This window comes from Caulobacter sp. AVps18 (assembly GCF_058681425.1).
Genome location: NZ_CM178737.1, coordinates 3,491,788 through 3,502,505, shown reverse-complemented (window position 1 = coordinate 3,502,505; position 10,718 = coordinate 3,491,788). Strand labels below are relative to the sequence as shown.

General features: G+C 65.7%; 7 protein-coding genes. 4 read left to right on the top strand and 3 right to left on the bottom strand.

The genetic code is table 11. The features are described from left to right. Positions 1-84: 84 nt before the first annotated feature. Both ACW179_RS15975 and ACW179_RS15970 read right to left on the bottom strand, forming a co-directional pair. Positions 85-915, bottom strand: a complete 831-nt coding sequence (locus ACW179_RS15975; protein ID WP_492060449.1) for a transglutaminase-like domain-containing protein — start codon at positions 913-915, stop codon at positions 85-87. 104 nt (positions 916-1,019) lie between these two features. Continuing rightward, the gene (locus ACW179_RS15970; protein WP_492060448.1) at positions 1,020-1,952 is read right to left on the bottom strand and encodes a transglutaminase family protein; all 933 of its coding nucleotides are present in this window, start codon (positions 1,950-1,952) and stop codon (positions 1,020-1,022) included. A 68-nt stretch (positions 1,953-2,020) separates the two neighbouring features. Here ACW179_RS15970 and ACW179_RS15965 point away from each other — a divergent pair, with 68 nt between their 5' ends. Continuing rightward, complete coding sequence (locus tag ACW179_RS15965) at positions 2,021-2,746, top strand: N-formylglutamate amidohydrolase (protein ID WP_492060447.1); 726 nt, start codon at positions 2,021-2,023, stop codon at positions 2,744-2,746. Positions 2,747-2,862: 116 nt separating this feature from the next. Here ACW179_RS15965 and ACW179_RS15960 read toward each other — a convergent pair whose 3' ends face one another. Next, positions 2,863-5,685, bottom strand: coding sequence for a TonB-dependent receptor (locus ACW179_RS15960; protein WP_492060446.1), 2,823 nt, complete (start codon positions 5,683-5,685; stop codon positions 2,863-2,865). Between the two features lie 623 nt (positions 5,686-6,308). Between ACW179_RS15960 and kdpA the strand changes: the two genes are divergently transcribed. The 3 genes from kdpA to kdpC are packed head-to-tail and all read left to right on the top strand — an operon-like array spanning position 6,309 to position 10,717. Beyond that, the gene (gene kdpA / locus ACW179_RS15955; protein WP_492060445.1) at positions 6,309-8,021 is read left to right on the top strand and encodes a potassium-transporting ATPase subunit KdpA; all 1,713 of its coding nucleotides are present in this window, start codon (positions 6,309-6,311) and stop codon (positions 8,019-8,021) included. Between the two features lie 11 nt (positions 8,022-8,032). Next, the gene (kdpB, locus tag ACW179_RS15950; protein ID WP_492060444.1) at positions 8,033-10,102 is read left to right on the top strand and encodes a potassium-transporting ATPase subunit KdpB; all 2,070 of its coding nucleotides are present in this window, start codon (positions 8,033-8,035) and stop codon (positions 10,100-10,102) included. 45 nt (positions 10,103-10,147) lie between these two features. Beyond that, the gene (gene kdpC, locus ACW179_RS15945) at positions 10,148-10,717 is read left to right on the top strand and encodes a potassium-transporting ATPase subunit KdpC (RefSeq protein WP_492064335.1); all 570 of its coding nucleotides are present in this window, start codon (positions 10,148-10,150) and stop codon (positions 10,715-10,717) included. The last annotated feature ends 1 nt before the right edge of the window (position 10,718 follow it).

The window sequence follows — 10,718 nt, the reverse complement described above, 5'->3', positions numbered from 1 at the left end:
GGCCGTTGCGCGGCCCACGACAAGACTGCTGATCACGCAGGCGGATGGAAAGGCGCCGGCGTCTGAAAATCGCGCCGTCGTGCCTCAGCGCAGAGGACGGTCGGGATCAGCCGAATCGACCTGATAGGCCCAGACCCGGAAGCCGTTCAGGATGTGCGGGCCAAATGAGCTGACCATGGCCACGTCGGCGGCGTCACGGCCGCGCGAGATGACGATGCGGCCGGTGCGCGGGATGTTGTTGCGCGGGTCGAAGGTGTGCCACCGACCGCCCAGATAGACCTCGACCCAGGCGCAGAAATCCATCGGATTTGCCGGCGGGACGCCGATGTCGGGCAGGTAGCCGTTCACGTAGCGGGCCGGGATGTTCATGCAGCGGATCAGGGCCACAGCCAGATGGGCATAGTCACGACAGACCCCGGTGCCCTCTTCATAGGCTTCGAAGGCTGTTCGGGTGGAGCGGGCGTTCTGATAGTTGAAGGCGATGCGGGCATGCGCGAAGTCGCAGATCGCCTGGACGCGGGCCCAGCCCAAGGGGGTGTGCCCGAAGGTGTCCCAGGCCATCTGGCTGAGGCGATCGGTTTCGCAGTAGCGGCTGCCCATCAGATACTGCAGGCATTCGTCGGGCAGGTCGGCCACGTCATGCTGGATCGCCTCGGGGTGATAGCCGTCGATCAGCCCGCTGTCCTCAATGATGGCGTCGCTCCAGAGGGTCAGGTCCCCTGCGGGCGCGATGAAGCGGCGGCACAGGTTTCCGAACAGGTCGTGATAGGTCGAGGTGTCGATGCTGGGCGTGGTGGCGAAACGCTCGGGCGCACGCAGATCGCGGCGGCGGTCGTCGTGAATGGCCATCTGGGTGACCATGGGCGTCGGCTGCCAGCAGTTGACCGTGATTTCGTAGCCATGGCGGATCAGCATCGTCTTCTCGCGAACAGGGTGGCGCGCGTGCGTCTTGCAGTCGCGGGCATGGAGCCGTGTGCTAACGCGTCACCGAGACCCGGGATGCGATGAGCCGGTGGTTGTTATCCGAAGGCGGCGATGGCCGGCTGGGCGAAGGTGAAGTCGCCTTCGACGCTGGTGACGTCCACCTCGACATCCATGCCCAGAAAATCGGTCGGAAAGCCAGACCAGGCACCGACCAAGGGTGAGGCCTTGCGCGGATCATTGACCACCGCGACGCTGATCAGGTCGGTATTGCCGACGATGCCGTTGGTTGGGTCGAATTCGATCCAGCCGCAGGTGGGCAGATAGACCCTCAGCCAGGCGTGGGTGTGGCCACCGCCGGTGCGCTCGGGCTGGCCCAGCTTGCGCGAGGGGCTGTGGATGTAGCCGGACACGAACTGGGCGGCCAGTCCCAGAGAGCGCACCGCCTCGATCATCAGAACGGCGAAGTCGCGGCAGGTGCCGCTGCCGGTGCTGAGCGTCGTCAGGGGCGACTGCACGCCGTGTTCCAGGCGCTTGCCGTATTTGAGCCCGGCATAGATCGCCTGGGTCATGTCGGCCAGCAGGTGCTGTAGGTTGGTGGTGCCCTTGGCCTTGACGAAGCGCCGCGCCCACCGGGCCAGTTCGCCGTGCGGATCAGGGTGCTGCGGTTCGATGGACCGCTGCAGGTCGGGCAGATCGTCCTCGTCATAGGCGAAGGGCCGGCCGCCGGACAGGAAGCCGACATCGCCATGCAGGTCGCCGAAGGCGGGCAGGGGCGTGTGCTCCAGGGTGACGCGGCTCTCGAACAACAGCTCCGACGCCCGGCCGTTGAAGCGCGCAAGGCTGACCCAGTTGCCAAACACGTCCTGCACGTCGCGCAGATGCACCGGAGTGGGCACGATCAGCACGTTTGACGTGACAAGGCGCTGATCGCAGCCTTCGCGTGGCCGGAACATCATGCGATGTTCGCCGAACGCGACGGGATTGCGATATCGATAGCGCGTCAGATGGCGAACCGAGAGCACGGGCATTGAAAAAGTTTGGCTTGGATTCGTCCCCGGCGTCGAGCGACCTTCTTGCCGCAGGTGATCCGTGTCCGGTGATTGTCACGAACGCAGGCGCCCCGGGGCCGCTGCTGCTTTTGGGAGATCATGCCGGCCGGGCCATACCCGCCGGGCTTGATCGGCTGGGGTTGGGCGATGCCGAGCTGGATCTGCACATCGCCTGGGATATCGGCGTGGCGGGCCTGGGCGCGCATTTGTCGCGACGGCTGAACGCCTGTTTCGTCAGCCAGGCCTATTCGCGCCTGGTCGTGGACTGCAATCGCAAGCCTGGCGCGCCGGGCTCGATGGCGCAGGTCAGCGACGGTGTGCGCATTCCCGGCAACCTTGATCTGTCCGACGCTGCCAGGGCGCAGCGTCTGGACGCGATCTATACGCCCTATCAGCGGGCCATCGGCGAGGCGATCGATGCGCGTCTGGCGACGCGGCCGATCCTGGTGTCGCTGCACAGCTTTACGCCCTCGATGAACGGCTTTGATCGGCCGTGGCACCTTGGTGTGCTGCACAGGGGCGACTCGCCGTTTTCGGATGCTGTGCTGGCAGCCCTGCGCGCGCGTCTGGGCCAGGCCGTGGGCGACAACGAACCCTATCGGATGGACGAGACCGACAACACCGTACCGCTGCATGCCGACGCGAACGGGCTGGACTATCTGGAACTGGAAGTGCGCCAGGATCTGCTGGCGGACTCTGAGGGGCAGGTCGCCATGGCCAACCTGCTGGTGCCGGTACTGCGAGAAGCGCTGGCGATCGTACGGCCGGACTAGTCTTTTGTTTTTACGCGCGTTTAATTCCGAAAACCGGTTCCCACTTTTCGGAACGCGCTCTAATCCCGCCTGAAAAGACTTCTGGCGGCGCTCCGGAGAGCGCCGCCAGGCTTCAACTACATCTTGTAGCGCGCGCCGATCATGATCGTGCGGCCGAAGTGGTTGTATTCATAGTTCCGGTCGGCTTCGAGATCGGTGAAGCGGTCGCGGTACTCGTCCGTCAGATTGACGCCCTCGAGTGAGAATTCGAGGTTGTCGTTCAGGCGGTAACGCATTGAGGCGTCGACATTGACCGAGCTGTTATAGCCCTCGAACACGTTGCCGGTGCCGCTGGTCGCATCGATGAAGCCGCTGCGATAGGCCACCGAAGCGCGGGCGCTGAACTTGTCGGCTTCGTAGTAGAGCGTGGCGTTATAGGCCCGGCGCGACAGGTTGAAGAGACGCTCGGTTTCGTCGCGGTTGACCAGTGCAGGGAAGGCCACAGGCCTTCCTTGGGCGTCCGTTGGTGTGGCGGTGGTCGCCGCACCTGCAACGCGATAATCGACGTCAGAGTCGACCAGGGTCACGTTGGCGATACCGCCGAAGTTGGACAGCATGCCCGGCAGGAAGCTGAACGGACCCTGGACCGAGAACTCGACGCCCTGCAGCTTGGCACCTTCGCCATTGACCGTTGAGTTGATGGTCCAGGTCTGGCCTTCGGGGTTGAGGGCAGCCGGCGAACTGGCCAGGATCAGCGACAGCGGTAGACCGGTTGAGGCGTATGAACCCTGGGTTGAGGCAGTGATCGGGAAGCTGGCAATGTCCTTCTTGAACAGCGCCACCGAGAAGATCGATTCACGAGCGAAGTACCATTCCACCGAGGCGTCATAGGTGGTGGCGCGGAACGGGTTCAGCGCCGGGTTGCCCGAGGTGATCCGGTAGTTGAAGCCGTCGACGCTGCCGCCTGGGGTCAGGCTGCCCAGGCTGGGACGGGTCATGACCTTGGCGATGGCACCGCGGACGATGACCTTGTCCATCGGATACAGCGCCAGGTTGGCTGCGGGCAGCCAGTCCTCATAGGCGCGCTTCACCGTCACGGTCTGGCTGTTGTTGATGCCCGTCGAGGACTGTTCGGTCTTTACATAGCGAACGCCGCCGTTCAGGGCGTAGTCGAGACCGCCGATCTGGCTCTTGACGTCGAACTGGATGAAGCCGCCGGTGTCCTTCTCGGTGACCGAGCGGGTGTTGCCCGCCTGGGTGATCAGGGGGCGCTGGTACAGGTTGATCAGGGCCGCGGCGGCGTCGAGGTTGGGCACCACCCAGCTGGTCGTCGTGCCGGCCGGAGCGTTCGCGCCGGTCAGGTTGAAGTTGGTGGTCAGGGCCGAGGTCACCGGAGCGCCGTAGGTCCCGGTCGCGCAGGTGAAGGCCGCGCAATAGGTGGAGTCGCGTGCACCTTCGGTGAGGTTGAAGCTGAACTCGCGGTAGACGGCGCCGGCCTTCCAGGTCAGCTCATCCGTGATCGCATAGTCTGCGTTCAGCGCCACGGTCTCGAATTTGTTGGTGTTGTTCGAGGGACGGTCGCGGAACTCGGCAAACTGGAAGTTGGTCGGATCGCTGACGCTGGTGCCGAACGACAGCACCGGCTTCTTCATGTCGGTATAGTCGTACTTGTAACCCGTGGCGTCGCGGTCGTCATAGATGATCGTGGTTTCGTAAGGGATGTCGGCGTCCGACTTCGAGAAGCCCGCCAGGCCCTGGATCTTGAACTTGTCGTTGAACTCGTGGGTCGCGTTCAGGCTCAGCTGGTAGAAGGTGGTGTCCAGCTCGCGCTCATAGTGTTCGATACGCACCCAGGCGTTGTCGAACGTGCCCTTGATCAGGTTGTTGTTGCTGTCGATGGTGTAGTCGCGAACGCTGATCGACCGCTCGTTCGAGCGGAACAGCACTTCGGCATACTTCTCGTTGCGGATGGCGTTGTAGCGCGAATAGAGGCCATCGACCGAGATCTTGGTGCGGTCGGTCGGTGCGTACTGGACGCTGCCGGTCAGGCCCAGGCGCTCGCGATCATGCGTGACTTCGCCATAGCGCGGGATGCGCGGGTGGAAGGCCAGGGCCACCTGGTTACAGCTGGCGCTGGGCACATAGGCACCGCCCGAGTTCTGGGTGGTGAAGCAGTTGGTTCCGGCCACCGCGTTAAAGCGGGCCTGGGCCCAGCGCACGGTGTTGTTGGTCGACTCGACCTGTTGCTGCTTGGAATAGGCCACCGACATTGACGCGGCCCACACGCCGCTTTCGTCGCGATAGCTGACCAGGCCGGCGAGGCGCGGGCCCAGCTCCTTGTTCAGGTCGTTGTATTGCGCCTGGGCGCTGAGGGCCAGGGTGAAGCCGTCCTTGCCGGCCAGGGGATTGCCGGTGTTCAGGTCGACCACGGCACCCAGCGAGCCTTCGTCGAGCGAGGCCTCGGCCGTCTTGTGGACGACCAGCGAGCTGAACAGTTCCGAGGCGAAGACGTTGAAGTCGAAGCCGCGTTCGCGGTTGGCGCTGGCGCCGTCCGAGGTGGTGGCGATGGCTTCCATGCCGTTGACCCGAACGCGGGTGAACTGCGAGCCCAGGCCGCGAACCGTGATGGCGCGGCCTTCGCCGCCGTCACGGACGATCGAGATGCCGGGAATGCGCTGCAGGGACTCGGCCAGGTTCTGGTCAGGGAACTTGGCGATATCTTCGGCGACGATGACGTCGACCGATCCGACCGACGAGCGCTTGACGTTGAGCGCAGCGTCCAGCGAGCGACGGAAGCCGGTGACGACCACTTCTTCAACGACAGCTTCGTCAGCCGCAGGGGCGGGGGTCGTCGCAGCCGTCTGTGCGTTGGCCGCGCCCGCCAGGGCCAGGGCCAGTGCGCCGCTCGAAACGCCGATCTTGAGCGCGAGCAGGGCGTTATGCTTGGTGACTTGGGACAATGGTTTCTCCTCCCGTAGAACCCTAGGAACCGACGCTTTGGGCATCGTTCGGACAGAGTTCAGCCGCGCTTCATCCCGCGCGGCCGTTCCTGGCCGTCTTTTCTTGTTCACCGAGAAACGCCGTCAACTTTGACACCGGTGACAATGACACCGGTAGCAAGACCATAGCCATGCGACAAGAGCCTATCCTGGCCCGCCATGAATGGGCGCGCAGGTGCGGCCAATAGGTCACGACTCTAAAGGGCGGGATGGGGCTGGGCGGCTGGGCCACAGACCTCTTCGAGAGGTCGCCGGTCCCGGCCCGCTGATCCTGCCCTCAAGGGCAGGATCGGTGAGCTTGAAACCTTTATGCCGCCCTTATGCGCGCCGACCCTATCCGTATGGAGGCCTTACGCGGCCCTGTGGTCCTTCCGGTTACGCTGAAACCGGAGGCCGCTATGGCTGATCTGATCTTTGTGGCGCTGACGCTGGCTCTGTTCGCCGCGTTCGCCGGCTTCGCCGCCGCCCTGAGGCGTGTGTGACCATGCTGGTGAGTGTGCTTTGGGCCGCCGGGGCGATCGTCGTCGCCGGCTACATGGTCGCGGCGATGCTGCGACCCGACAAGTTCTGACGGACATCTTCAAATGAACTGGCAAGGATGGGCGGAGATCGCCCTGACGCTTGGCCTGGCGGTCGCCATCGGATGGCCGCTGGGCATCTACATGTCGCGCGTCTGGAACGGCGAACGCACCTGGCTCGACCCGGTGCTCAGACCCGTCGAGGCGATCTTCTACAAGGCCGCCGGGGTCGATCCGCAAAAGAGCCAGACCTGGTTTGGCTATGCCGGCGCGCTGCTGGCCTTCAACCTGGTCGGCTGCCTGACGGTCTATGGCGTTCTGCGTCTGCAAGGCGCCTTGCCGCTGAACCCGCAGGGGTTTGCCGGCCTGTCGCCCCATCTGGCGTTCAACACCGCCATCAGCTTCGTGACCAACACCAACTGGCAGAGCTATGCCGGCGAGACCACGATGTCGACGCTCAGCCAGATGCTGGTTCTGACCGTCCAGAACTTCGTCTCCGCCGCCACCGGTGCGACCATCGCCGCCGCCCTGGCGCGGGCCTTCGTGGCCAACAGGGGCGAGGGTTTGGGCAATTTCTGGGCCGATCTGGTTCGCACCACGCTCTATGTGCTGCTGCCACTGTCGCTGATCTTCGCCATCGTTCTGGTGGCACTGGGACTGCCCCAGACCCTGGCCGCAGGCGTCACCGCCCAGACCCTGGAAGGGGCCGAGCAGAAGATCTCGCTCTATGCCGTCGCCAGCCAGGAAGCCAGCAAGATGCTGGGCATCAATGGCGGCGGGATCTTCAACGCCAACTCGGCCCACCCGTTCGAGAACCCCACGCCCCTGACCAATCTTTTGACCGCGGTGTCGATCAACGTGCTGGGTTGGGCGGCCTTCTTCGCGTTCGGCCGCAGCGCCCTGGCCAAAAAGGACATCCGGGCCCTGGTCGCGGCGGCGTTCATCCTCCTGGCCGCCGGCGCGGCGGGCGTCTATGCCGCCGAGACCCGTCCGGCCCCGGCCCAGGTCGCGGCCGGCGTCGAAGCTTCCGTCAACATGGAAGGCAAGGAGGTCCGCTTCGGCGCGCCGGCCTCGGCCGTCTGGGTCGCCATGACCACCGGCGCCTCGAACGGCTCGGTCAACGCCATGCACTCCAGCCTGATGCCGCTGGGCGGTGCCATCGCCATGTTCCTGATGCAACTGGGCGAAATCCTGCCCGGTGGTATCGGTTCGGGCATCGCGATCATGGTGGTGATGGCCCTGTTGTCGGTGTTCGTCGCCGGCCTGATGGTGGGCCGCACGCCCGAATATCTGGGCAAGAAGATCGAGGCCCGCGAGATCCAGCTGGCGATGCTGGCGGTTCTGGTGATCCCGCTGTCGATGCTGGGCTTCTCGGCCATCGCGGCCGTTCTGCCCGAAGCCCTCAAGGGACTGACGCACTCAGGGCCGCACGGCCTGTCGGAGATCCTCTACGGCTACACCTCTGCGACTGCCAACAACGGCTCGGCCTTCGCCGGCCTGACCGCCAATGCGCCGTGGTGGAACACCACCCTGGGCATCGCCATGGCCCTTGGACGGTTTGCGCCGATCGTGGCCGTGCTGGCCATCGCCGGGGGGCTCGCCGCCAAGCCCCGCCTGGCTCCCAATGCCGGGACCCTGCCTACGGACGGCGGACTGTTCATCGGCCTTCTGATCGGGGTGATCCTGATCCTGGGCGGCCTGCAATTCTTCCCCGCGATGGCGCTGGGACCGATCGTCGAGCACTTCCAGGTGCTCGCCGCGGTCGCCGCCTTTCACTGATGGGTGACCTCATGACCTCCATAGACATCCCGGCCGGCGAGGGCCGCCGGAAGGCCTCCGCCCTGACCGGAAGCTTCTCGGGCCCGCTGCTGGCCCGGGCGGCGAAGGACGCGTTCGTCAAGCTGGACCCGCGCAGGCTGACCAGCAATCCGGTGATCTTCGCCACCTGGATCGTGGCCCTGCTGTCCTCGGTCTCGGCCGTGGCAGCCGTGGCCGACGGCCAGCCTGCGGGCTTCGCCATCCAGGTCGCCCTGTGGCTGTGGGCCACGGTGCTGTTCGCCAACCTGGCCGAGAGCATCGCCGAGGGGCGGGGCAAGGCGGCGGCTGACAGCCTTCGGGCCACCCGCGTGACCACCAAGGCCAAGCTGATCATCGACGAAACGGCGGGAACCATCACGCTGTCCCCGGCCAGCAGCCTGCGGGTCGGCGAGGTGATCCTGGTCGAGGCCGGCGATGTGATCCCTACCGATGGGGAGATCATCGAAGGCGTCGCCAGCGTCAACGAGGCGGCCATCACCGGCGAGAGCGCGCCGGTGATCCGTGAAAGTGGTGGCGACCGTTCCGCCGTCACCGGTGGGACCACGGTAGTCTCCGACTGGATCAAGGTGCGGGTCACGGCCGAGTCCGGCTCGACCTTCCTTGACCGCATGATCGCCATGGTCGAGGGCGCTGACCGTCGCAAGACGCCCAACGAGATCGCCTTGGCGGTCCTGCTGGCGGGCCTGACCCTGATCTTCCTGATCGCCGTCGTCACCCTGCTGGGCCTGGGCCAGTTCTCGGGCGTGGCCCTGGACCCGCTGGTGCTGGGCGCGCTGTTCATCACGCTGATCCCCACGACCATCGGCGGGCTGCTGTCTGCCGTGGGCATCGCCGGCATGGACCGCCTGCTGAAGGTCAATGTGCTGGCGACCTCGGGCCGCGCGGTCGAGGCCGCCGGGGACGTCGACACCCTGCTGCTGGACAAGACCGGCACCGTCACCTTCGGCAACCGCATGGCCACCGAAGTGATCGCCGCGCCCGGCGTGCTTCCGGACGTCGCCCTGCGCGCCGCCGTCAGCGCCTCGCTGGCCGATGAGACTCCCGAAGGCCGTTCCATCGTCGAGCTGGGCCGCAATCGGGGTCTGGTCGTCGAGGTTCCGGCCGGCGCGACTTCGATCGCCTTCAGCGCCACCACCCGTCAGTCTGGACTGGATGCTGGGCCGATGTCCTGGCGCAAGGGTGCGGTCGATGCCGTCTATCGCAGCCTGGCCCTGGATCCGACCATGATCCCGGCCGAGGTCAGCGCCGCCGTGGATCGTATTGCCCGTTCGGGCGGCACGCCCCTGGCGGTCAGTGAAAACGGTGTCCTGGTCGGCGTCATTCACCTGAAGGACGTAGTCAAGCCGGGCGTCAAGGAACGCTTCGCCGACCTGCGCCGGATGGGCCTGCGCACCGTGATGATCACCGGCGACAACCCGGTGACCGCCGCAGCCATCGCTTCGGAAGCCGGGGTCGACGACTTCCTGGCCGAGGCCACGCCCGAGGACAAACTGCGGCTGATCCGCGAGGAGCAGGGCAAGGGACGTCTGGTGGCGATGTGCGGCGACGGCACCAATGATGCGCCCGCCCTGGCTCAGGCCGATGTCGGCGTCGCGATGCAGACCGGCGCACAGGCCGCCCGCGAGGCCGGCAACATGGTCGATCTGGACAGCGATCCGACCAAGGTCATCGAGATCGTCGAGGTGGGAAAGCAGATGCTGATCACTCGCGGTGCCCTGACGACCTTTTCCATCGCCAACGACGTGGCCAAGTACTTCGCCATCATCCCGGCCCTGTTCGTGGTGGCCTTGCCGTCGCTGGGCGCGATGAACGTGATGAAGCTGCACAGCCCGGAAAGCGCGATCCTTTCAGCGGTGATCTTCAATGCCCTGGTCATCGTCGCCCTGATCCCGCTGGCCCTGCGCGGGGTGAAGTACCGGGCCATCGGCGCCGGCAAGCTGCTGTCGCGCAACCTCACCGTCTATGGCCTGGGCGGCCTGATCGCGCCGTTTGTGGGCATCAAGCTCATCGACCTCGTGGTCTCGACCCTCGGCCTGGCCTAAGCTCAAGTCCTCGGAGACTCACCCATCATGCTCTCCCATCCCTTCATGGCTCACTTCAGGCCGGCCCTCGTCACCCTGGGCCTTTTCACTGCCGTTCTGGGCCTGGCCTATCCGCTGGCGGTCACCGGCGTGGCCCAGACGGCGTTTCCCGTCCAGGCCAATGGCAGCCTGATCCGCGACGCCAAAGGTGTCGTGGTCGGCTCGGCCCTGATCGGCCAGAGCTTTGCCAGACCCGAGTATCTGCATCCGCGCCCCTCGGCGGCCGGCGGCGGCTATGACGCGTCCGCGTCCAGCGGCTCAAACATGGGTCCCCTGAACGAGACCCTGATCGCGCGGGAAAAGACCCAGGCCGCCGCCCTTCGCGCCGAAGCGCCCGGCGTGGCCATTCCCGCCGACGCGGTCACAGCCTCGGCCTCGGGCCTGGATCCCGACATCTCGCCCGCCTACGCCCATCTGCAGGCCGCTCGCATCGCCAAGGCGCGCGGCCTGCCGACAGCGGAGGTCAAGGCCGTGATCGACAGGCATGTTCAGGACCGCCTGCTGGGCTTCATCGGTCAGCCACGCGTCAATGTGCTGGCGGTCAACCGGGTGCTCGATGCCCGCGCGGCGGACTAGA